We start from the raw sequence: 22,498 nt of genomic DNA, 5'->3' as shown, positions 1-22,498 counted from the left end.
GCATGTCCGCTTGTTGGTCTTGCTTGGAATTGTCCCTCATGCCACCCGAGGGCTGGGCCCACACCCATCAAATGATTTTCGAATAGCGGCTTCGACTGCGGTCACTCTGGATGTAACGGTCAAAAACCATGGCCACGCCACGCACAAAAAACCAGCCCATTGGCGTGACCTGAATGCCGGCCTCATTCAGCTGCACCAGGCCTTGCGCCTGCAGTTCTTCAAGTTGTCCCATTTCTTTGCAGAAATAAGTTTTGAAATCAATCAACCAGGCCAAGTTGATGGCCTCGTACTGCAAGTGCCCCTGACACATCAAGGCCATGATGACCGAGCGGCGCATCAGGTCGTCGCGCGTCAGTGCCAAGCCTCTCACAACAGGAAAGTGTCCCTGGTCGAGCAGATCAACATACTCTTCCATGGTTTTGGCATTCTGGCTGTAAGTGGTCCCGATGCGGCCAATCGAGGAAACCCCCAAAGCGATGAGGTCACAATCCGCTTGCGTGCTGTAGCCCTGAAAATTGCGGTGCAAACGCCCTTGTCTTTTGGCTACCGCCAATGTGTCTTCGGGCAAGGCGAAGTGGTCCATGCCAATGTAGACGTAGCCTGCATCGGTCAAGCTGTCCAGCGAGCGCGACAGCATGACCACCTTGTCACTACCGGTAGGCAGATCTTCGGCATGAATACGGCGCTGTGGCTTGAAACGTTCAGGCAGATGCGCGTAGGCATACAGTGCTATTCGGTCAGGTCGCAAGCGGTTGACCTGAAACAAAGTGCGGTCAAAGGATTCAGGTGTTTGCAGCGGCAAGCCGTAAATCAGGTCCAGATTGACCGATTCAAAACCCAGACGACGCGCAGCCTCGACCAATTGAAATACTTGCTCTGCAGGCTGAACGCGATGAACCGCCTTTTGCACAGCCGGGTCGAAGTCCTGAACGCCAAAACTCAAGCGGTTGAAACCCAAATCAGCGAGCATGGCCAGACGGTTTTCGTCCACGGTGCGGGGATCTACCTCTACCGAATATTCACCACCGGGCACAAAGTTAAAATTGTGGCGCAGCATGGTCATCAGCTGGCGCAGTTCGTCATCGCTCATGAAGGTAGGCGTGCCACCACCTAAATGCAGCTGGCTGACTGTTTGGCCGGGGCCCAAATGTCGGACGTGCAGTTCGACTTCTTTGCTCAGGTAACGCAAATAATCGGCCGATCGCTCTTTGTGTTTGGTGATGATTTTGTTGCAGGCGCAGTAATAACAAAGCGACTCACAAAACGGGATGTGCACATACAAGGACAGCGGCAATTGTTTGCCAACCCTGCCCGACCGGCGCTGATCAAGGGCCTGCACATAGTCAGCCTCAACAAAAGCGTCAACAAATCGGTCGGCTGTCGGGTAAGAGGTGTACCGCGGGCCTGGTACATCGAAGCGAGTCAGTAATTCAGGTGTTATGTCGGACATGAAGCTGCCCCTTGATTCAGATGTGTACAAGCAATGCGTTGACTGTGACGCTTTGCTTTAGCCATTGTGTTGACCCAAGTCAAAAAGCGTACTTGTTTTAGATGATTCACCGCATCGAAAGGGTATACCCCCAACTTATGGCTTTTTTTCGGTTTAAGCTCAAGGCTTGATCCAAGGCAAATCCATTACCCATCCATGAGATAGACCATGAATCCCCAAGCCATCAAAGTCGCCTGCTCCAATTGCAACTTGCGCGAGTTGTGTATGCCCATGGGCCTGACCGAACAAGACCTGAACCGCCTTGACGATCTGGTTGCTGTACGACGAAAAATCAAACGGGGAACGACCTTGTTCACCAACGGGGAAAAATTCACCTCGCTCTATGCCATCCGTACCGGCTTTTTCAAAACCTGCTTGGCCACTGAGGATGGACGTGATCAAGTGACGGGTTTTCAGATGGCGGGCGAGATCATTGGCTTGGACGGAATCGTGAACGACCAGCACAGCTGCGATGCCGTAGCACTTGAGGACGCCGAGGTCTGCGTGATGCCTTTTGACCGAATTGAAGAAATTTCGAGAGAACTGACGGCCTTGCAGCACCACGTGCACAAAATCATGAGCCGCGAGATCGTTCGAGAACACGGAGTCATGTTGTTGCTGGGCAGCATGCGGGCAGAAGAACGACTGGCGGCCTTTTTGCTGAACCTGGTGCAGCGTCTGCACGATCGTGGCTTCTCTCAATCAGAATTGATTTTGCGCATGACCCGCGAAGAAATTGGCAGCTACCTGGGTCTGAAGCTGGAAACCGTCAGCCGGACATTCTCCAAATTTGTCGAAGATGGCACTGTCGAGGTCAAGCAAAGGCATGTTCGTATTCTGGACTCCGAAGCCCTGCAGCGTTTGGTCACCAACCACAACCACTGCCATTGAAACCACGACATTTGCCAACGCGTTGATCGAGTGGCTTGTGCGAATCTGGGCGATTCAAGTCAGCAGCGACCCTCTCCTTGCCGCGCACAGTCGGTGGGTCTTGCGTCAATGGGCACAGGGCACCGGTTGACCTCAAAGGGTGACATCGATAACAGCGCTGTCAGCCCGCTCGACAGCAGGGTCAAAATCCAAAAAGCAAAAAAAGCCAGCGTGTAGACACCTTGGCGAGACATCGCCAGCGGGTGACCGAACCACTGCAAATCCTGCGGATCGACCAATCCAAAGACCAGCATCTCCAGCAAACCTGCTACCAAAAAAGCAGGCCAGGCGATCCACATCATTCTTTTTGCCAACATAGAGGTCTCCTCGAAACCACTCAAGGTTTTTTATTGGAATCGGGTGATGGCAACGTGCCCGTGGCTGCATGGTTTCTGGCCTGCATGGCGGGTGCCAAAGTTGTACGAGCGTCTTGCGTTTTCAGGTCGGCTTCGCCGTTGTACTGGGTCAACACCGGGTCTTGCCCGTGAGCGGCCAAGTAAAACGTGATGAAAGAAGCCACCACCACAATCATCGGGCCCGAGATCACGAGCCAAACGTGCCCATACGACCACCAAGGATGGTTAGTGGATTTTGAAGCGCTTGAATTTGACATGCAAAAGCCTTTTTAAAAGTATCAACGAGGCACCAGAAAGACCGATTTTTCCTGAAGCTCTGAAAGCACCTGGCCCACCTCATTCACCGAATTGATCGTGAACACAATCGGGTGAGACCCGGCAGGTGCCGCATCGTAAGGCAACTGCAAACGCGCCACGACCCACAGCGATTCAGTTGGCGCAACCCGCACGTCCCGCGCGGTTACAAGAGACAAGTTGGGCAGACCTTGAACGCTCAATCGGAAATCAAGCGGCGTTTCAGCAGCATTCATGATTTGCAGCCTGTAAACATTTTCGATGTGGCCACCGGACACAATCCGGGCTAAGGAAGATCGATCACGCTCCACATCCACCTTGAACGGTTTTCTCAAAACGAGACTGGTCAACAAGGCCAACACCACGACGCTCAAAATGCCGATGTAGAGCAACACACGCGGCCGAAGCACATGGCGCATGGTTTGTTCTGACGTCCAGTGATTCTTCATGGCGTTTTCGGTGGAATATTTGACCAAACCACGCGGATAACCCACTTTGTCCATCACGTTATCGCAAACATCGGCACAGGCACCGCAACCAATGCATTCGTACTGAAGTCCCTTGCGTATGTCGATGCCCGTCGGGCAGACCTGAACACACAAGCTGCAGTCCACACAGGCGCCCAGCCCGAGCGCAGCCGGATCGGATTTTTTGGATCGTGCACCGCGGGGTTCACCCCGCTCAGCATCGTAGGTGACGATCAGGGTGTCCTTGTCGAACATGGCGCTTTGAAATCGCGCATAGGGGCACATGTATTTGCAGACCTGCTCGCGCATGAAGCCCGCGTTGCCATAGGTCGCAAGGGCGTAGAAAAACACCCAAAAGACTTCCCAGGAACTCATGTTGACCGTGAAGAATGCCATGCCCAAATCATGGATGGGCGTGAAATAACCCACAAAGGTAAACCCCGTCCACATGGAAATGCTCAGCCAAACGATGTGCTTGTACCACTTCTTGAACAGTTTTTCGGTCGACATGCTGGCGTCGTCGAGTTTCATGCGGGCCGTGCGATCGCCTTCGATTTTGCGTTCTACCCACATGAAGATTTCGCTGTACACCGTCTGTGGACAGGCATAGCCACACCACAAGCGACCGGCCACGGCCGTGAACAAAAATAATGAAAATGCCGAGATGACCAGGATTGCGGTCAGGTAAATGAAATCCTGCGGGTACAGGACCAAACCAAAAATATAAAAGCGCCGAGCGCCCAAGTCAAAAAGCACGGCCTGGCGTTGGCCCCATTCAAGCCAAGGCAAGCCGTAAAAAACCAGTTGCGTGATGACCACCATGATCCAGCGCCATTTGGCAAAAATGCCATGCACGCTGCGAGGGTAAATTTTTTGGGTCGCTTCGTAAAGCGACCTTATCTGCACCTCATCCGCAACACCAGGTGCACCGACCACGGGGACGATGGGCACGATCTTGCGAGGAGTTTTTTCCTGGGGGTCCAAAATGATTTGCTTTCAATGCACAGGACGCCCATCAAGGGCGTCCAGACTCAGTGACTGTGTCGGCCTGTCGCCTTATTTGCCAACGGGCACTGCCTTGTTCGACAAGGCCCAAACATAAGACGCCAGCACATGGATCTGGCCTTCGGTTAATTTGCCCGCCTGGGAAGGCATTTGGTTGACCTTGCCGTTGTTGATCATGTTCACAATGGCGTTCTCACCCCAGCCATGCAGCCAGATGTCGTCGGTCAGGTTGGGGGCGCCCAATGCTTGGTTGCCCTTGCCGTCCATACCATGGCAAGCCGCGCAGACACCAAACTTGGGCTTGCCCAAAGAAGCACGCAAAGAGTCGTGTGGACTGCCCGACAGGCTGAGCACATAGTGGGCCACGTTGCGAATGTCTTCAGGTGAGCCTACTGCAGCGCCCAACGGCGGCATGTTGCCGTTGCGACCCTGGACCAGGGAGGCCTTGATGATCTCTGGGGTGCCACCGTACAGCCAATCACCGTCCGCCAGATTAGGAAAGCCTTTGCTGCCACGGGCGTCTGAGCCATGGCACTGGGCGCAGTTGTTCATGAACAGACGGTTACCGATGGCTTGTGCCTGAGGGTCTTTGGATACATCTTCAGGCGACATGCCCGAAAACTTGGCGTACAAAGGGGCCACTTCGGCATTGGCCTTGGCCACCTCTGCATCGTATTGACCCGCGGACGTCCAGCCAAACTTTCCAGGCAGATTGCCAACGCCCGGGTACATGGCCAGATAAACCAGCGCGAACACGATGGTGATGACAAATAGGCCCACCCACCAACGTGGCAATGGGTTGTTCATTTCGCGCAGGTCACCATCCCAGACATGGCCTGTGGTGTTGTCATTGGCGGTCATGGCCTTGGCTTTTCCGCTGAACCAAAGCAGGATCAGACAGGCGATGATGCTGACCAGCGTGATGCCGGCCACATACAAGTGCCAGAAATTGCTGATGAAGTCACTCATTTTTATTCCTTTGATTTTTTATGTGCTGAGGACAATTCAGTCATCCTGCCGAAAAGGCAGCTGGGCGGCTTCGTCAAAGTCGGCACGGTTACGGCGAGACAACGCCCACCACACGATGGCCAAGAAAATGACAAAGGTCACAACAGTCACGATAGAGCGCAAGGTATTGATGTCCATGTTCTGCTCCGTTTATTTGCGATGAATGCCCATGCCTTGCAAGTAGGCAATCACCGCGTCCATTTCGGTCTTGCCCTTGACGTCTTCTGAGGCCTTGGCAATTTCTTCATCGCTGTAAGGCGCGCCCAAAGTGCGTAAGCCTTTCATGTGTGTCGGCAAACTGGCGCCGTCCACAGCGGTTTTTTCGAGCCAGGAATAGGCGGGCATGTTGGATTCCGGAACCAGATCACGCGGGTTGTTCAGGTGAATGCGGTGCCATTCGTCGCTGTAACGACCGCCCACACGTGCCAAGTCAGGACCGGTGCGTTTGGAGCCCCACTGGAAGGGATGGTCGTACACAAACTCACCCGCTACAGAGTAAGCGCCATAGCGCAATGTTTCGGCTCGGAAGGGGCGGATCATCTGCGAGTGACAGTTGTAACAACCTTCACGCACATAAACATCACGCCCGGCCACTTGCAGCGCGTTGTAAGGCTTGAGACCTTCCAGTGGCTGGGTGGTGGACTTCTGGAAGAACAGGGGCACGATCTCGACCATGCCGCCAACCAGCAACACAACCAAGATCAGCACGATCATCAGGAAGTTGTTGGTCTCGATTTTTTCATGGGAGAGACCGCCCGATTTTGGATTTTGAGACATTTTTTATTTCTCCTCAGGCGTGGGCTGCCAGCATGGGAATCTGAACCTCGACGGAGCGACCCTGAGTCGCTGTCTTGAACACGTTCCACAACATCACGCACATGCCGCCCAGGTACAACAAGCCGCCAACCAGACGCAGCACATAAAACGGGAAGGTGGCTTTCACCGACTCGACAAATGTGTAAGTCAGGGTGCCATCCGCGTTGACTGCACGCCACATGAGGCCTTGCATCACACCGGCAATCCACATCGCCGCGATGTAAATCACGATGCCGATGGTGGCGGTCCAGAAGTGCAGTTCAATGGCTTTGACGCTGTACATTTTTTTCTGGCCAAACAAGCGGGGGATCAGGTAGTACATCGAACCCATGGTCACCAGACCTACCCAGCCCAAGGCGCCGGAGTGCACGTGTCCCACGGTCCAGTCGGTGTAATGCGACAAGGCGTTGACGGTCTTGATGGACATCATCGGACCTTCGAAGGTCGACATGCCGTAAAAAGACAGGGAAACGATCAAAAAGCGAAGGATCGGATCGTCACGCAGTTTGTGCCACGCGCCTGAGAGGGTCATGATGCCGTTGATCATGCCGCCCCAGCTGGGCGCCAAAAGGATCAGCGAAAAGACCATGCCGATCGACTGTGTCCAGTCTGGCAAGGCGGTGTAGTGAAGGTGGTGAGGGCCCGCCCACATGTAAGTGAAGATCAGCGCCCAGAAGTGCACGATCGACAGGCGATACGAGTAGACCGGACGTTCGGCCTGCTTGGGAATGAAGTAATACATCATGCCCAGGAAGCCCGCCGTCAGGAAAAAGCCTACGGCGTTGTGGCCATACCACCACTGAACCATGGCGTCTTGCACACCGGCGTAAGCCGAGTAAGACTTCATCATGCCAACGGGCAGCGCAGCGCTGTTGACCAGGTGCAACAGGGCCACGGCAATGATGAAAGCACCAAAGAACCAATTGGCCACATAGATATGCCGAACCTTGCGTGTGCCGATGGTGCCAAAGAAAACAATGGCAAACGAGACCCACACCAAGGTGATCAGGATATCGATCGGCCACTCCAGCTCAGCGTACTCCTTGCCGCTGGTGTAACCCAGGGGCAAGGTGATGGCTGCCAGCAAGATGACGAGCTGCCAGCCCCAAAAGGTGAAAGCGGCCAATTTGTCGTTGAACAAACGAACGTTGCAGGTGCGCTGCACCACGTAATAAGCCGAAGCAAACAATCCGCAACCACCGAAGGCAAATATCACCGCATTGGTGTGCAGTGGGCGCAAGCGGCCGTAACTGAGCCATGGAATACCCAGGTTCAACTCGGGCCAAGCAAGTTGGGCTGCGATGATCACGCCAACCAGCATGCCCACCACGCCCCAAACCACCGTCATGATGGCGAACTGCCGTACAACCGTATCGTTGTACGAGGTCGCCTGCATATTGGCAAATTTCATTTTCACCTCTTCTTTTTTTGAAACTGCTGTGGAGTTTGACTGGGTATATAACAAGGCCAATTGATCAAAATCAATCGTTCCGCAAAATTCGTTCGCCTTCTGCCTCAATGTCCTCAAATTGCCCCCGATGAATGGCCCACCAGAGCCCCGCCAGGATAAAAAACACCAAGGCCACCGACAATGGGATCAATAAATAAAGAATGTCCATGGTGTTTTCCTGATGTCTGATTGCTGAGTTTGGTCGTCAATTTTGGGTTCACTTCAAAACAGCGATGTTGTCTTGAGACAAGCGCAAGGCATTGAGCACCACCAGCAATGAACTGAGTGCCATGCCGAGACCGGCAGCCCAAGCGGGCAACCAGCCCATCAATGCCAAGGGCACACAAGCAGCGTTGTAAACAGCCGCCCAGACCAGGTTCTGTTTAACAATGCGCAAGGTCTGACGGCTTCGCAACACGGTGCTCACCAACACCCCCAACTGCCCGCCCATCAACACAAAGTCGGCTTTTGACTGCGCCAGGGGCAAGGCCTGACCCAGTGCAAAAGACACATCGGCCCCCGCCAGCACAGGGCCATCGTTCAAGCCGTCGCCCACCATGGCCACGCGGTGACCTTGCGCTTGGAATTTTTTGAGGGCTTGCAATTTGTCTTGTGGCTGGCAGTGACCCCTGGCATCAGCAATTCCAAGGTGTTGGGCCACCTTGTCCACAGCACTTTGGCCATCACCGGACAAAACTTTCAGGGTTAAACCCATTTTTTTCAGTGCGTTGACGACGGCCAAGGCTTCGGGCCGAACCTCTTCAGCCAGTTCAAACGTGGCCATCCAGCCTTGGTCATCGGCAAGGCTGACTTGCAAATGGGGTCCACTGGGCATCGGCGATTCGCAAAAAACAGCGGACCCCAGTCGCAAGTTCGTCGCTGCATGACCGGGCGCCTGCAGAACACCACGAACGCCCTGTCCGGCCTGTTCAGACACTTCCTGAGCAAGCAAGGCGTCCAGTGCAGGCAATCGCCCTGAAGCTTCGGCCTGACGCCGCGCCTCCGACCACAACGCTCTGGACACTGGGTGCAAGGAGTGACGTGCCAAGCTGGAAGCCCAAGTCAGGGCTTTGTCAGCATCCACACCCCTGCGTGTATGGACATGGACCACCTCAAAGGCGTCCCGTGTCAAGGTGCCTGTTTTGTCAAAAATAACGGTGTCGATGTCTGCCAGGTTTTGTAAGGCTTCTAGTCGACGCACCAGCACGCCACCACGCGCCAGTGCACCCGCAGTGGCCAGCATCGCAGCGGGAGTCGCCAAAGACAAGGCGCACGGACATGTCACGATCAGCACCGCCACGCCCACCATCAAGGCCTGGGCTGGATCGGTGCGCCAACCGTAGATGACGGCGGCCAAAGATGCCAGCAACACGGCAAGTAAAAAGGGCTTGGCCCAACGGTCTACCAGCAAAGCCATGGCAGGCTTGGACACCGATGCACTTTCCATCAACGCCACTATTTGGGCATAGCGGGTAGCGGCCCCTACCTGTTCAATGCGCACTTCGAGGGTTCCGCTCAGGTTGTGACTGCCCGCGATGATCCGGTCACCCACTCGACGAACCAGGGGCAGCGACTCTCCCGTGAGCAATGCTTCATCCACCTGGGTTTGACCTGAAAGCACAAGACCATCCCCTGCAAAGGCTTCACCTGGCAAGACCTTGATCACATCGCCCACAGACAAGCCGCGTATGGAGATGCGCACCCATTCGCCATCCGATTGGCGCTTGCGCACGCTGTCGGGCAAGCGATTGAGCACGGCTTCCAGCGCGCCTGCCGTGCGGTCCCGCATTCGCAACTCAAGCCATCGCCCCATGAGCAAAAAGAAGACGAACATGGTCAGTGAGTCGAAATAGACTTCTTTGCCAAAGGGCCCCTCCGGCTCAAAAGTTGCCAGGCTGCTGACAACGAAAGTCACCACCATGCCCAGTGCCACCGGTAAATCCATGCTGATCTGACGTTCACGCAAATCACGCCATGCGTTGCTCAAGAATGGGGCGCAAGAAAAAAACATCACCGGCAAGGACAACACCCAGGATGCCCAGCGCAGCAAATGCATGGCTTCGGCGGAGATCTCGCCTGGTGCCGAAAGGTAGGCCGGTGTGGCATACATCATCACCTGCATCATGCACATGGCCGCCACGGACAAACGCCAGACCATGCGGCGCGCCTCCTGTCGGCGTCGTTCGTGGGCATGCGCATCGTTGGCGGGCACCGCCTTGTAGCCAATGCGCTCGACCGACTGCATCCATTCAGAGGGCCGCGTTTGCTGAGGTGACCAAACCACCTGTCCCCGATGGCTGGCTGAGCTGATCTGGACTTCGCGTACGCCCGGTACAGCCCGCAATGCGTCTTCAAGGGTGATGGCGCAGGCGGCACAGTGCATGCCTTCAAACACCACACTGGAGCGCAAACAGTCGGGCACGGTTGGATCGGGCAAGCTGAACTCATCCCACGCTTCGGGCGTGTCCAGCAGTTGCAGACCCTCGGCGTCCTGATTTGGCTGAACCATCAACCTGTCCATGGGGGCAGTATTTATTGGCGTCAGGGTTGGCAAAACATTGACTTGTGTCATGTTCAAAGCTTACGGCAGCTGAACAAAAGAAAGCTTGACATGCATCAATTGAAGAGCGCCTTCCCTCTTTTATGCTGAGTCACTTTTCATCACTCAGGAGCATTCCATGTACCAACGCATTCTCGTGGCCACCGATGGTTCCACCCTGTCCAAAAGGGCCGTAGCCAGTGCCATCGAGCTGGCTGCAACCTGCCAAGCCGAACTGGTCGCCCTTAAGGTGGTGCCGCGTTACCCGCAAGCCTATTTTGAAGGCAGCATTCCCTTGTCGGCCGAAGAAATTTCTCGGGTTGAAAAGCAGTGGACCGAATCAGCACAAGTTCAGCTGAAGGCCGTAGAAAAGGCCGCCATAGCCAAAGGCGTGCAGATCAAAGCCATCACGGTCAAATCGGATGTGATCTCTGAAGCCATCATTGCAGCGGCCAAAAAGCAGAAGGCGGATTTGATTGTGATGGCCTCGCACGGACGCAAAGGCATCAAGCGCCTTTTATTGGGCAGCGAAACCCAGCAAGTACTGACGCATTCGCAAATACCCGTGCTGGTTTTGCGCTGATCTGTGGCCAGTGCGGCAAGGGGAACTGCTAGAGCTGATTCAGCTTAAAAACAGCCCCTTGTATTGCTCGCGCAGCAGGTTTTTTTGAACCTTGCCCATGGTGTTGCGCGGCAACTCGGCCACGACATAGCAACGCTTGGGAATCTTGAAGTTCGCCAGATTTGCCTTCAGCTCGGCCAAGATCGCTTCAGGCTTGAGCGATGTCCCGGGCTTGGCAATGACCACGGCTACGCCAACCTCGCCAAAGTCAGGGTGCTGCACGCCCACCACCGCGCTCTCGGCCACACCCTTCATCTCGTTGATATAGCCTTCAATTTCTGCGGGGTACACGTTGTAGCCTCCGCTGATGATGAGGTCTTTGCTGCGCCCCACAATGGTCACGTAACCACGTTCATCGATTTTGCCCACGTCACCGGTCTTGAAGTAACCATCGACCGTGAACTCTTCAGCCGTTTTCTCGGGCATCCGCCAATAGCCTTTGAAGACATTGGGCCCTTTGACCTGAATGCCCCCAATCTCGCCCACAGGCAGCTTGCGCCCATCGTCGCCAATCACTTGCAGCGAGACGTCTGGCAAAGGAAAGCCCACAGTGCCCCCACGTCTCTCAGACTGTTTGCCATAGCGCTTGTCTGCGGCGTAAGGGTTGGAGGTCAGCATGGCCGTTTCACTCATGCCATAACGCTCCAATATCGTATGCCCCGTGCGTTGTTGCCATTCGGTGAAGGTTTCAATCAGCAAAGGTGCGGAGCCTGCGATGAACAGGCGCATGTGCTGAGTGGCAGCCTTGTTCAAGGAAGGCTCGGCCAGCATGCGCACATACAACGTGGGCACGCCCATGAACACGGTGGCCTTGGCCATGTAGGCGATCACGCGCTTGGGATCAAATTTGGCCATCCAGATCATCTTGCTTCCATTGATCAGTGCGCCATGGATAGCCACAAACAGGCCATGCACATGGAAGATGGGCAGTGCGTGAATGAGCACATCGCCACGGCCTTCAGGCCCTCCGGTAGTCTTCCAGCCCCAGTAATCCTTGAGTGTGCGTGCGTTGCTGAGCATGTTGCCGTGCGTGAGCATGGCGCCTTTGCTGCGACCCGTGGTGCCGCTGGTGTACAAGATCGCCGCCAGGTCATCGGCTTTGCGAACAACCACTCGGTGCTGATCGCTGTGGTGCGCTGCGCGTTCGAGCAAACTGCCCGTGCGATCATCATTGAGCGTGAACACGTGTTGCGTGCCCGCCTTGAAGGCAATCTTGCTGACCCAGCCAAAGTTGGCACCGCTGCACACCACGACGGCAGGCTCGGCGTTGCCAATGAAATACCCGATCTCGGCGCTTTGATAAGCCGTATTGAGGGGCAAAAAAACATACCCGGCGCGCAATGTGGCCAGGTAAAGGACCATGGCCTCGACCGATTTTTCGACCTGTACCGCCACCCTGCTGCCTTCAGGCAGATTGAGCGATTGCAACAAATTGGCCACCATGGCCGTCGCTCGGTCGAGGTCTTTCCAGCTGTATCTGAGGCCATCATCTGTCTCGATGGCCACCGCATTCAGATCGGAAGGAAAAGCAGCCCGGAGGGCTGAAAACAGGTTGTCGTTGGTCATGGTTTCAAAATGCAAACTTGCGAAAGGGCCTGCTCACAGGCCCCTGAAATGGCCCAGAAAACTCAATCCAGTTTGGCGCCCGATGACTTGACAACTTGAGACCACTTGGCCAATTCTTTTTTGATGAAGGCATCAAATTGGGTGGTGGTCAGGTTGGGGAATTCTGCGCCCTGGGAAGCCCAAACGGCTTTGGCTTCATCGGTCAGGCAAGAGCGGCGAATTTCTTCAATGGCACGAGCCTGCGCATCTGCCGGCGTACCTTTGGGTGCCCAGACACCGTACCAAGTGGACACGGTGTAGTCGGGCAATCCCAGTTCTGCAGAGCAGGGAACGTCTGGAAAAGCCGGATTGCGCTTGGCACCCGAGACCATCAGTGCCTTGATGCGCCCACCTTTGATGTGCGCAGCCGATGAGCCCAAACCATCAAACATCATGTCCACGTTACCCGCAATCAGGTCTTGCAAAGCGGGTCCAGCCCCACGGTAGGGAATGTGCGTGATGAAAGTTTTGGTCTGCAGCTTGAACAACTCACCCGCCAGATGGTGGGATGTACCGCCGCCTGCGGAGCCGTAATTCAAACGCCCTGGGTTCTTCTTGACGAATTCAAGAAATGCCTTGAAGTCGGGCACATCCACCTTCTTGGGGTTGACCACCACCACTTGGGGCACGTTGGCCACCAGGATGAGTGGGATCAGGTCACGTTCGAGGTCGTAATCCAGTCGGGGGTACATGCTGGGGGCAATGGTGTGGTGCACAGCACCCATAAAGAGGTTGTAGCCATCTGGCGCTGACTTGGCCGCAATGCCGGCACCCAGGGTGCCACCTGCCCCCCCCCGGTTGTCGATGATCAGTTGCTTACCGGTCAATTTCGAAAATTGGGCCGACATCGGCCGCGCAAACGCGTCGGTGCCACCTCCGGCGGGGAAAGGCACCACCAAGGTCACAGGCTTGGAAGGCCAAGTGCTTTGGGCATGAGCCCACAAAGGCATCGTCCCGGCCACGGCGGCCATAGCCTTGATGAAGCCCCGGCGTTGGCCCGATGGAATGCAGTCTGTCATGGCGTGTCTCCTTTTATATGTATGGGTCTGTGCATCATAAAGTCTTTGCCATCCATAGATCTCAGGCAGGAACAATCAATATTCGGCTTGTCTCCCTGGGCCAGCCGTAAAAAAAGTAACCAGGGTGACACCTGAACTGGACAGAAACCCTGCAAAAGGCGACCTGCAGATGATCGGTAGCCGGCGCAACATCGCCACGGCGGTGCTCACCCCGATCACGCCCACGACCAACACGACAACCTTCATGCCTGACCCCTTTCGAATCGAAATCCGGTAATGTGATGGATCCACGACAGAATAACTTTCGGATTAATGTTGAACATCAGAGATTTCAACTGCTGACAGGCCTCATGGCAGGTCTTCACCGCAAAATGTCCGAACCTGACCGCATTGACCTCAAAATCCTGGATCTGCTGCAACCCAACGGTCGCATGTCAGTCACCGAAGTGGGCGAACAGGTGGGCCTGTCCACTTCGCCTTGTTCAGAGCGCATCAAGCGGCTCGAACGACAGGGCCTGATCACCGGTTACCACGCCCGGGTGGATGCGGCGCAACTGGGCAAGCCGCTGCGGGTCTTCATCGAGATCACACTGTCACAAAAATCGCCACAGGTCTTTTAAACCGTGCGGCGCGAGGTGGATCTGATGCCCGATGTGCTCGAGTGCCACCTGGTGTCGGGCAGCTTCGGTGAACTGGTCAAGGGGCGGCTGCGCGCCATGAGCGATCACCACGAGCTGCTGGGCACCATCCTCAACAAGATCCCAGTGCCCGATCATTCAAACAGTGATGTGGTGCTGGAAGAAATCAAGGAAAGCACGGTCCTGCCACTTGACCGTTGAAGCCCGCTTAGCGATCAGGACTCAGGGCGCCCGGCGTCCACACCAAAGCCACAGCAGTGCGCCGCCAATGATCATGGGCACACACAGCCACTGCCCCATGCTCATGCCTAGGCTCAAGAGGCCCAGGTGCTCATCGGGTTCACGGAAGAACTCGGCCACAAATCGAAAGACGCCATAGCCGAACAAGAAAGCAAACGCCACTTGCCCTTGTGCCCGAGGTTTGCACGCATAGAGCCACAACAGCACGAACAACAGCACACCTTCGAGCAAAAACTGGTAGACCTGCGATGGATGGCGCGGCGCATCGCCCGCACCCCGGAACACCATGCCCCATGGCAACGCCGGATCCGCCAAGCGCCCCCACAATTCGCCGTTGATGAAGTTGCCAATGCGGCCAGCGGCCAGACCTGTGGGAACGCAAGGGGCTACAAAATCCATGACTTGCAAAAACGGGCGATGTCGTGTGCTGGCAAACCAGACCATGGCAGCCATCACGCCCAGCATGCCACCGTGAAAACTCATGCCGCCTTGCCAGATGGCAAAAATCTCCAGAGGATTCGACAGGTAATAATCGGGTTTGTAAAAAAGGCAGTAACCCACGCGCCCGCCCAATATCACGCCCAATACCCCCAGAAACAGGATATCTTCTACATCGCGTTTTTGCCATTGCGGCAAGTGTTTGAAGGGGGCATGGCCCAGACGCCGCAGGCCCAGCCAGAAAAACAGGCCAAAAGCGGCCAAATAGGTCAGGCCATACCAGTGGATAGCCAAGGGACCCCATTGCAGGGCGACGGGGTCGATTTGAGGATGAATCAGCATGCCCAGATTGTGCACCGGCCATGCGTCAAGTTGGACACAGAGGGTCACTGTCCCCCGTTAGAATCCTTTGACCTTCTTTTGGGCTTCTATAAAGACACCACCATGAGCGACAAAATCATTCCGATCACCCCGATCACCCCCATCAACCGCCGCAGCGCCAACATCACGCAGGGCAAATCCCGCGCCCCGAACCGCTCGATGTACTACGCCATGGGTTACGAAGAGGGAGATTTCGTCAAGCCCATGGTGGGCGTGGCCAATGGCCACAGCACCATCACCCCTTGCAACAGCGGCCTGCAAAAGCTGGCCGATGCGGCCATTCAGGGCATCGAAGAGGCTGGCGGCAATGCCCAGGTATTTGGCACACCCACCATCTCTGACGGCATGGCCATGGGCACTGAAGGCATGAAGTACTCCTTGGTCAGCCGTGAGGTGATCTCAGACTGCATCGAAACTTGCGTTCAGGGCCAGTGGATGGACGGCGTGCTGGTGGTTGGTGGCTGCGACAAAAACATGCCCGGCGGCATGATGGGCATGCTGCGCGCCAATGTGCCTGCTATTTATGTCTACGGCGGCACCATCTTGCCAGGCCGCTACCAGGGCAAAGACCTGAACATCGTGAGCGTGTTTGAAGCGGTGGGCGAAAACGCCGCCGGCAAGCTGAGTGATTTTGACCTGAAAGAAATCGAAAAGCGTGCCATCCCCGGCACGGGCTCATGCGGCGGCATGTACACCGCCAACACCATGTCCTCGGCTTTTGAAGCCCTGGGCATGTCCCTGCCCTACTCGTCGACCATGGCCAACCCCCATGACGAAAAACAGAATTCGGCCAAGGAATCGGCGAAAGTGCTTATCGAGGCCATCAAAAAAGACCTGAAACCGCGTGACATCGTGACAAAGGAAGCCATTGAAAACGCTGTGGCTGTGATCATGGCCACAGGGGGATCGACCAACGCGGTGCTGCACTTCCTGGCGATTGCCCACACCGCTGAGGTGGCCTGGACCATAGACGACTTTGAACGCATGCGCAAGAAGATCCCTGTGATCTGCGACCTGAAACCCAGCGGTAAATACCTGGCCGTCGACCTGCACCAGGCCGGTGGCATTCCGCAAGTCATGAAGGTGCTGCTCAAAGCCGGCTTGTTGCACGGCGACTGCATGACCATCAACGGCAAGACCGTGGCCGAAAACCTGCAAGATGTGCCGGACGTTCCCCGTGCCGACCAAGATGTGATCCGCCCGATCGACAAGCCCATGTATGCCGAAGGCCACTTGGCCATCCTCAAGGGCAACTTGTCACCCGAAGGTGCTGTGGCCAAGATCACGGGTCTGAAAAACCCGGTGATCACGGGCCCTGCCCGTGTATTCGATGACGAACAAACTGCCCTTGAGGCGATTCTGGCCGGAAAAATCAAGGCCGGTGACGTGATGGTTTTGCGCTACCTTGGCCCCAAAGGCGGTCCTGGCATGCCCGAAATGCTGGCCCCCACCGGCGCCCTGATTGGCGCAGGTTTGGGCGAAACCGTGGGCCTGATCACCGACGGCCGCTTTTCTGGCGGCACCTGGGGCATGGTGGTCGGACACGTCGCCCCTGAAGCGGCCGCTGGCGGCAATATTGCCTTTGTGCACGAAGGCGACAGCATCACCATTGACGCGCACAAACTGGTACTGGAACTGAACGTGCCTGAGACAGAACTGGCCAAGCGGCGCGAAGGCTGGACCCCCCCTGCACCACGTTACACACGAGGTGTGCAGGCCAAATTCGCATTCAACGCATCGAGCGCCAGCAAAGGTGCTGTGCTGGACCTTTACTGACAGCGGAAAAAATCGTCAAAAAATCCACAAAAAAGCCGCTTTTCAGCGGCTTTTTTGCAGGGTTGGACCCCAACCATATTGGCTAATCAAGGGCCCTTTGAGGCCAGCAAGCCGTTACAGCCCAATTGCAGCGATCCCGGCTTTGGCGATCTGCGCATCTTCGCTGGATTTGACCCCACTCACGCCCACAGCACCCAAGCAAACCCCGGCTTTCATGATGGGGACACCCCCTTCAAGCATGCCCTTGATGGTGGGGGCAGATAAGAATGAGAAGCGCCCGCCATTGATGATATCTTCGTAAGCCTTGGTCTCGCGGCAACCCAAAGCCGCCGTATGGGCTTTGGCCGGTGCGATGTGCGATGAAAGAGGGGCCGCACCGTCCAGCCGGGCAAAGTGCAATAAATGGCCGCCAGCATCGACGATGGCGATGCTCACCGCCCAGTTGTTTTTGATCGCTTCAGCTTCGGAGGCAGCAGCCATCGCTTTGACATCGGACAGTTCGAGAGTGACTTGTGACTTCATGGCTTTTTGAACGCAGAGTTTTAAAAGCTCAAGGATACACGGCCACAACCACCGCCATTGCATACCTGAGCGCAAAACTGCTTCACTTGGATAACCCCATGGCTGTGCGGATATAAGCAGGAGGGATGCCCCACACCCTAAAATACGCATGCCCTGAGTTCAGGGTTTGAACAGGAGAGATATATGAGCGACCTTCGCACACTCAACACCGCAGACTGGGGCCACAGCACGGATCTGGCCACTCGCAACCGCGTTTTGCGCAACACCTATTGGCTGCTTGCCCTCAGCTTGCTGCCTACTGTCTTGGGCGCCTGGCTTGGCGTCACCACAGGCATCACCCGCTCGTTGTCAGGCGGCATGGGATTGGTTGTTTTCCTGGCTGGGGCCTTTGGCTTCATGTTCGCCATCGAAAAGACCAAAAACTCTGCCGCAGGCGTTCCCGTCTTGTTGGCCTTCACATTCTTCATGGGTTTGATGCTGTCGCGCATGATCGCCATGGTGCTGGGTTTCAAGAACGGTTCTGACCTGATCATGACCGCCTTTGCAGGAACAGCCGGTGTGTTCTTCGTCATGGCCAGCCTGGCCAGCACGATCAAGCGCGATATTTCGGGCATGTCGAAATGGCTGTTCGTAGGCGCGTTGGCCATCATGATCGGCGGCATCATCAACGTCTTTATTGGCTCCACTGTCGGCATGATGGTCATATCTGTCATGGCCATTGGCATATTCAGCGCTTACATGCTGTACGACATCAAGCAAATCATTGACGGCGGCGAAACCAACTACATCAGTGCCACGCTGGCCCTGTACCTGGACATCTTCAACGTGTTCCAGAGCCTGCTGGCCTTGCTGGGCATCATGGGCGGCGAACGCGACTGAAGCAAACCCTACTGCGGTCATGCTGCATTTAAAAAGGCTCCCTCGGGAGCCTTTTTTGTGGCTGCAAGGCCTCTCAGCAAAATCAGGCCAGCTCAAACACCGCCATGCTTTCCACATGCGCCGTGTGCGCAAACATGTTGATCACACCTGCACTGACGCAGCGGTAGCCAGCGCGATGCACCAGAATGCCCGCATCGCGCGCCAGCGTGGCGGGGTTGCAACTCACGTACACAATGCGCTGCGGTGGCGTCCATCCCTGGCGCAAATCCTGGTTTTCATTCAGTTCAGCCAGCGCTTTCGACAAGGCAAAGGCACCTTCTCGGGGAGGGTCTACCAGCCACTTGTCGGCGCTACCGTCGGCCACCAACATTTCGGGGGTCATGTCAAACAGGTTGCGGGCCACAAACCGGGTGGGTGCAAGGGCTTGTCCCTCGGGGCGCAATGCTTGGTTGCGGTCGTAATTGTCCAGTGAACGGGCTACCAGGGTCTCGGCACCCTCTATGCCCAGCACCTGCGCTGCCTGGGTGGCCAAAGGCAGGGTGAAATTACCCAAGCCACAAAACCAGTCGATCACCCGCTCGGTCTTTTTCACTTGCAGTAAACGCAGGGCGCGGGCCACCAAAACCCGGTTGATGAACGGGTTCACCTGGGTGAAGTCTGTAGGCCTGAAGGGCATGGTGATGCCAAAGTCGGGCAAACCGTAACGCAGCTGTGGGCCGCCTTCGTCCAGCAGCTGCACCGTGTCGGGCCCTTTTGGCTGCAACCACCATTGCACATTTTGCGCAACAGCAAACGCGCGCAGCAAGGCTTTGTCCCCTTCGCTCAAGACTTCCAGGTGGCGCAACACCAGGGCGGTGACATCGTCGCCGCAAGCCAACTCCAGCTGAGGCAAGGTCTCCCGGGCATCCATCTGGCCGATCAGCTTGCGCAACGGCAGCAGCATCCTGCTGACATGGGGTGGCAACACCGGACAGACCTTCATGTCGGCGATGTAGCGGCTTTTGCGCTCGTGAAAGCCAATCAGCACTTCCCCTTTTTTAATCACATAACGCACCGACAAGCGGGCGCGGTAACGGTAGCCCCAGGCGGGTCCTTCGATGGGTCGCAACATGGTCTCAGATTTGACTTTGCTCAAGTGCCATAAATTGTCTTCGAGCACCCGCTGCTTGATGGCCACTTGAGCCGAAACTTCCAGGTGCTGCATCTTGCAACCGCCGCACGAGCCTGTGTGCAGCCCGAAATGCGGGCAGCCAGGGCGAACGCGTTGTGAAGATTCGTGGTGAATCTCGGTCACGGTGCCATGCTCAAAGCTGCTTTTTTTGCGACTCACCTGAACTGAAACTACCTCAAAAGGCAAGGCGCCTTCGATGAAAACGACTTTGCCATCGGGCCTGCGTGCAATGCCTTGGGCCTCCATGTCCAAAGAGCCAACCCGCAACCAGCCCTCCGGCAGATCGGCACTGTAATGACTGGCTTCGGCGGCGTGGGCTTGGGAAAGGGAAATGTCTGGTTCACTCATGCTCTGATTGTCTCAGGATGTGAGGCACCGTAATTTCTTAAAACGTCAAGGCATTCAACAGAATGCCATCCCATCTGGGATGGAAGAACAAGCAACGACTCGCCAGGGCAAGTGGCGCTTGCCTCAACGGGTGGGCAAGAGTTGGGCAGGGTCGACAGGTTTGCCTTGGCGACGCACCTCAAAGTGGAGTTTGACCCGGTCCGAGTCGGACTTGCCCATTTCGGCAATTTTTTGTCCTTTGCGAACTTTTTGGTCTTCCTTGACCAGCAAAGCCTGGTTGTGTGCGTAAGCTGTCAAGAACGTGTTGTTGTGCTTGAGGATGATCAGGTTTCCATAACCCCTCAACCCGGCACCGGCATAAACCACTTGGCCGTCAGCGGCTGCCATCACGGTGTCACCCGCTTTGCCGGAGATGTCGAGGCCTTTGTTTTTGACTTCGTCGAATCCCGCAATCAGTGCGCCGTTGGCAGGCCAGATAAACCCCAAACCTTCGTCATTGACATTGGGCGGTTGTGCGGCCGAAGGAGTTTCTGATTTTGCAGTGGTCACAACGGGCAATGAATTTGGAGTGACTGCAATCGGACGAACAACCACACCAGAATTTTCGACCGTTCCGCTCGGGGAGGTGACTCTCAGGACTTGACCGACTTCGATCACATCGGGGTTGGTCAAATTGTTCCATCGGGCCAAATCGCGCCATCCTTGACCGTTGTCCAAACTGATTCGGGTCAAAGTGTCTCCACGCTGAACGGTGTAATAACCAGGCTTGCCTGCATTTTCATGGCCAGGCAAAGGTTTTGCGACCTCCACCGAGGCAACTGGCAAAGGGGTCGCGCTTGATCGGCCAGTGGCGGCCCTGTCTTCTACTGGCGCCGGGATGCGCACCGAAGAAGAACACGCGCTGAGCAGCGTCGCGGCAAGCGCCATCCAAACCAGAAAACGAAAATGTGAGGTTGAAATCATCGGGCTTTATTTGTTCAGGCAACACCTGATTTTAGAGGCACAAAATGAACAGCTTCCAAGATTTGTCGTTCGAAACCCTGAGCTGTTTTAAGAATGACCACCAAGGCTTGGTGACCTGCTGAAGTAATGGTCGGCGCAATCACGCGACCGCCAATCGCCAGTTGATCCAGCCAGGTTTGAGGCACCGCGTCCCCACCCGCCGCCGAAATGATGCCGGCATAAGGCGCCCCCTTCGGGTAGCCCAACATGCCGTCAGCAAAAATAAGATGAACATTGTGCAACCTGAAGGGGCGCAAATTGGTTCGTGCTTTTTCGTGCAATCCACGCAAGCGCTCAATGCTGTAGACCTCGGTCGCCAGATGGCTGAGCACGGCGGCTTGGTAGCCGCAGCCAGTGCCAATCTCCAAAACCCGACCCAGCTTGCCTGGGGCGTCCTGACACAACAATTCGACCATGCGCGCCACCACATTCGGTTTGGAGATGGTCTGCCCCAATCCAATCGGCAAACTGGTGTCTTCGTAGGCTTGGTTGACCAGTGCGCTTTCCACAAAACAATGCCGTTCCACCCGACCCATGGCTTCGAGTACACGGGAATCCTTGACGCCCTGCTCTGCCAACTTTTTGACCATACGCGCCCTGACCGCTCCCGAGTCCAGCCCCAAACCTGACACGCTTGAAGGAGCACGCGCCAACACAACAGCCGGGTTCGCTCCTGAACGCACAGGCTCTGAAGGTTTACTTTTGCTGGGAGGACCCGCTGCGCCTGTTTGCGACAGCGTGATCGGAAAACCAGGGCGTTTGCTCATGCTGTGCTTGGGGTGCTGATGCGGCCAAAGGCTTGGCTCCAGTGGTCCAGCTGGGCGTGGTCGGTCAAGTCCACCTTGAGCGGCGTCACCACCATATGTCCCAAGAGTGCCGCGTGAAAGTCAGTTCCTTCGCTGTCGTCCATGGCTGGGCCTGCATTGCCAATCCAGTACATCGTTTGCCCACGGGGATCAATCTGTGTGATCACGGGCTCAGCGGCGTGGCGCCGCCCCAGGCGACACAGCCGGGCGTGTTTGATTTGATCCAGCGGGAGATTGGGAATGTTCACGTTCAGTAACCAGGGTCGCGTGCCGAGCAGATCACCCGCTTGCATTTGCTGGACCAGCTGCCGGACTTTCAGCGCAGCAGCATCAATGTGCGACCATCCTTTGTCTATTTGGGAAACCGCCATGGCTGGAATACCAAACAAATAGCCTTCCATGGCCGCGCCAACGGTGCCCGAATAAAGGGTGTCATCGCCCATATTGGCGCCGTTGTTGATGCCGGAAATCACCAAATCAGGACGGTAACCCAGCAATCCCGTCAATGCAATGTGGACGCAGTCAGCGGGGGTGCCATTGACATAGCGAAAGCCGTTGTCAGCACGGTGCACGTACAAGGGCGTGTGCAAAGTCAAAGCATTGGATTTGGCACTGTTGTTCTGTTCGGGTGCCACCACCTCCACATCGGCAATGGTTTTCAGCGCTTCATAAAGGGCCACAATCCCCTCAGCGCGGA

At 56.0% G+C, this 22,498-nt stretch carries 22 protein-coding genes and 1 pseudogene; 5 read left to right on the top strand and 18 right to left on the bottom strand.

Annotation, left to right across the window (positions count from 1 at the left end; translation table 11 throughout):
* Positions 1-67: 67 nt before the first annotated feature.
* Positions 68-1,450, bottom strand: coding sequence for an oxygen-independent coproporphyrinogen III oxidase (hemN, locus tag ACIQ3A_RS02690; protein WP_396430219.1), 1,383 nt, complete (start codon positions 1,448-1,450; stop codon positions 68-70).
* A 207-nt stretch (positions 1,451-1,657) separates the two neighbouring features.
* On the opposite strand from hemN, the gene fnr reads away from it, so the two are divergent.
* Complete coding sequence (fnr, locus tag ACIQ3A_RS02685) at positions 1,658-2,380, top strand: fumarate/nitrate reduction transcriptional regulator Fnr (RefSeq protein WP_396430218.1); 723 nt, start codon at positions 1,658-1,660, stop codon at positions 2,378-2,380.
* 59 nt (positions 2,381-2,439) lie between these two features.
* Here fnr and ACIQ3A_RS02680 read toward each other — a convergent pair whose 3' ends face one another.
* The 9 genes from ACIQ3A_RS02680 to ACIQ3A_RS02640 all read right to left on the bottom strand — a co-directional run bounded on the left by ACIQ3A_RS02680 (position 2,440) and on the right by ACIQ3A_RS02640 (position 10,336).
* A complete protein-coding gene (locus ACIQ3A_RS02680) occupies positions 2,440-2,736 on the bottom strand; it encodes a hypothetical protein (protein WP_396430217.1) in 297 nt (98 codons plus the stop codon).
* Between the two features lie 20 nt (positions 2,737-2,756).
* The gene (locus tag ACIQ3A_RS02675; RefSeq protein ID WP_396430216.1) at positions 2,757-3,032 is read right to left on the bottom strand and encodes a nitrogen fixation protein FixH; all 276 of its coding nucleotides are present in this window, start codon (positions 3,030-3,032) and stop codon (positions 2,757-2,759) included.
* 21 nt (positions 3,033-3,053) lie between these two features.
* A complete protein-coding gene (gene ccoG, locus ACIQ3A_RS02670) occupies positions 3,054-4,520 on the bottom strand; it encodes a cytochrome c oxidase accessory protein CcoG (protein ID WP_396430215.1) in 1,467 nt (488 codons plus the stop codon).
* 72 nt (positions 4,521-4,592) lie between these two features.
* Positions 4,593-5,510, bottom strand: a complete 918-nt coding sequence (gene ccoP, locus ACIQ3A_RS02665) for a cytochrome-c oxidase, cbb3-type subunit III (RefSeq protein WP_396430214.1) — start codon at positions 5,508-5,510, stop codon at positions 4,593-4,595.
* 36 nt (positions 5,511-5,546) lie between these two features.
* Positions 5,547-5,687, bottom strand: a complete 141-nt coding sequence (locus tag ACIQ3A_RS02660; RefSeq protein ID WP_396430213.1) for a cbb3-type cytochrome oxidase subunit 3 — start codon at positions 5,685-5,687, stop codon at positions 5,547-5,549.
* Positions 5,688-5,699: 12 nt separating this feature from the next.
* The gene (ccoO, locus tag ACIQ3A_RS02655) at positions 5,700-6,326 is read right to left on the bottom strand and encodes a cytochrome-c oxidase, cbb3-type subunit II (RefSeq protein WP_396430212.1); all 627 of its coding nucleotides are present in this window, start codon (positions 6,324-6,326) and stop codon (positions 5,700-5,702) included.
* A 13-nt stretch (positions 6,327-6,339) separates the two neighbouring features.
* Positions 6,340-7,776, bottom strand: coding sequence for a cytochrome-c oxidase, cbb3-type subunit I (gene ccoN / locus ACIQ3A_RS02650; protein ID WP_396430211.1), 1,437 nt, complete (start codon positions 7,774-7,776; stop codon positions 6,340-6,342).
* 70 nt (positions 7,777-7,846) lie between these two features.
* On the bottom strand, positions 7,847-7,984 hold the full coding sequence (ccoS, locus tag ACIQ3A_RS02645) for a cbb3-type cytochrome oxidase assembly protein CcoS (RefSeq protein WP_019428923.1): 138 nt from the start codon (positions 7,982-7,984) through the stop codon (positions 7,847-7,849).
* 48 nt (positions 7,985-8,032) lie between these two features.
* Positions 8,033-10,336, bottom strand: coding sequence for a heavy metal translocating P-type ATPase (locus ACIQ3A_RS02640; protein WP_396430210.1), 2,304 nt, complete (start codon positions 10,334-10,336; stop codon positions 8,033-8,035).
* A 157-nt stretch (positions 10,337-10,493) separates the two neighbouring features.
* Here ACIQ3A_RS02640 and ACIQ3A_RS02635 point away from each other — a divergent pair, with 157 nt between their 5' ends.
* Complete coding sequence (locus tag ACIQ3A_RS02635; protein WP_396430208.1) at positions 10,494-10,937, top strand: universal stress protein; 444 nt, start codon at positions 10,494-10,496, stop codon at positions 10,935-10,937.
* Between the two features lie 39 nt (positions 10,938-10,976).
* Here ACIQ3A_RS02635 and ACIQ3A_RS02630 read toward each other — a convergent pair whose 3' ends face one another.
* Positions 10,977-12,542: a malonyl-CoA synthase gene (locus ACIQ3A_RS02630; protein WP_396430206.1), complete on the bottom strand. Its 1,566-nt coding sequence runs from the start codon at positions 12,540-12,542 to the stop codon at positions 10,977-10,979.
* A 62-nt stretch (positions 12,543-12,604) separates the two neighbouring features.
* Positions 12,605-13,600 carry a Bug family tripartite tricarboxylate transporter substrate binding protein gene (locus ACIQ3A_RS02625; RefSeq protein WP_396430205.1) on the bottom strand — a complete coding sequence of 332 codons (996 nt, stop codon included), beginning with the start codon at positions 13,598-13,600 and terminating at the stop codon, positions 12,605-12,607.
* A 371-nt stretch (positions 13,601-13,971) separates the two neighbouring features.
* Between ACIQ3A_RS02625 and ACIQ3A_RS02620 the strand changes: the two are divergent.
* Positions 13,972-14,439: pseudogene (locus ACIQ3A_RS02620) on the top strand (AsnC family transcriptional regulator).
* Positions 14,440-14,460: 21 nt separating this feature from the next.
* Here the strand turns inward: ACIQ3A_RS02620 and lgt are convergent.
* Entirely contained in the window at positions 14,461-15,258 is a 798-nt protein-coding gene (gene lgt / locus ACIQ3A_RS02615; RefSeq protein WP_396430204.1) for a prolipoprotein diacylglyceryl transferase, read from the bottom strand.
* Between the two features lie 102 nt (positions 15,259-15,360).
* Between lgt and ilvD the strand changes: the two genes are divergently transcribed.
* Positions 15,361-17,073 (top strand): dihydroxy-acid dehydratase, encoded by a 1,713-nt coding sequence (gene ilvD, locus ACIQ3A_RS02610; protein ID WP_396430203.1) that lies wholly within the window; start codon positions 15,361-15,363, stop codon positions 17,071-17,073.
* 114 nt (positions 17,074-17,187) lie between these two features.
* Here ilvD and ACIQ3A_RS02605 read toward each other — a convergent pair whose 3' ends face one another.
* Positions 17,188-17,595 (bottom strand): heme-binding protein, encoded by a 408-nt coding sequence (locus ACIQ3A_RS02605; protein ID WP_396430258.1) that lies wholly within the window; start codon positions 17,593-17,595, stop codon positions 17,188-17,190.
* 183 nt (positions 17,596-17,778) lie between these two features.
* Between ACIQ3A_RS02605 and ACIQ3A_RS02600 the strand changes: the two genes are divergently transcribed.
* Complete coding sequence (locus ACIQ3A_RS02600; RefSeq protein ID WP_396430202.1) at positions 17,779-18,474, top strand: Bax inhibitor-1/YccA family protein; 696 nt, start codon at positions 17,779-17,781, stop codon at positions 18,472-18,474.
* An 82-nt stretch (positions 18,475-18,556) separates the two neighbouring features.
* Here ACIQ3A_RS02600 and rlmD read toward each other — a convergent pair whose 3' ends face one another.
* From rlmD to surE, 4 genes are all read right to left on the bottom strand, one after another.
* Positions 18,557-19,993: a 23S rRNA (uracil(1939)-C(5))-methyltransferase RlmD gene (gene rlmD / locus ACIQ3A_RS02595; RefSeq protein WP_396430201.1), complete on the bottom strand. Its 1,437-nt coding sequence runs from the start codon at positions 19,991-19,993 to the stop codon at positions 18,557-18,559.
* 123 nt (positions 19,994-20,116) lie between these two features.
* On the bottom strand, positions 20,117-20,956 hold the full coding sequence (locus ACIQ3A_RS02590) for a peptidoglycan DD-metalloendopeptidase family protein (RefSeq protein WP_396430200.1): 840 nt from the start codon (positions 20,954-20,956) through the stop codon (positions 20,117-20,119).
* 14 nt (positions 20,957-20,970) lie between these two features.
* Entirely contained in the window at positions 20,971-21,762 is a 792-nt protein-coding gene (locus ACIQ3A_RS02585; RefSeq protein ID WP_396430199.1) for a protein-L-isoaspartate(D-aspartate) O-methyltransferase, read from the bottom strand.
* Positions 21,759-22,498, bottom strand: a 740-nt coding sequence (surE, locus tag ACIQ3A_RS02580; protein ID WP_396430198.1) for a 5'/3'-nucleotidase SurE, incomplete at its 5' end; no start/stop codon positions are given. The genes surE and ACIQ3A_RS02585, both read right to left, overlap by 4 nt.

Source organism: Limnohabitans sp. (assembly GCF_044361985.1).
Classification (GTDB): domain Bacteria; phylum Pseudomonadota; class Gammaproteobacteria; order Burkholderiales; family Burkholderiaceae_C; genus Limnohabitans_A.
The sequence above is the reverse complement of the archived record's forward strand: the minus strand, read 5'-3'. Positions and strand labels throughout refer to the sequence as shown.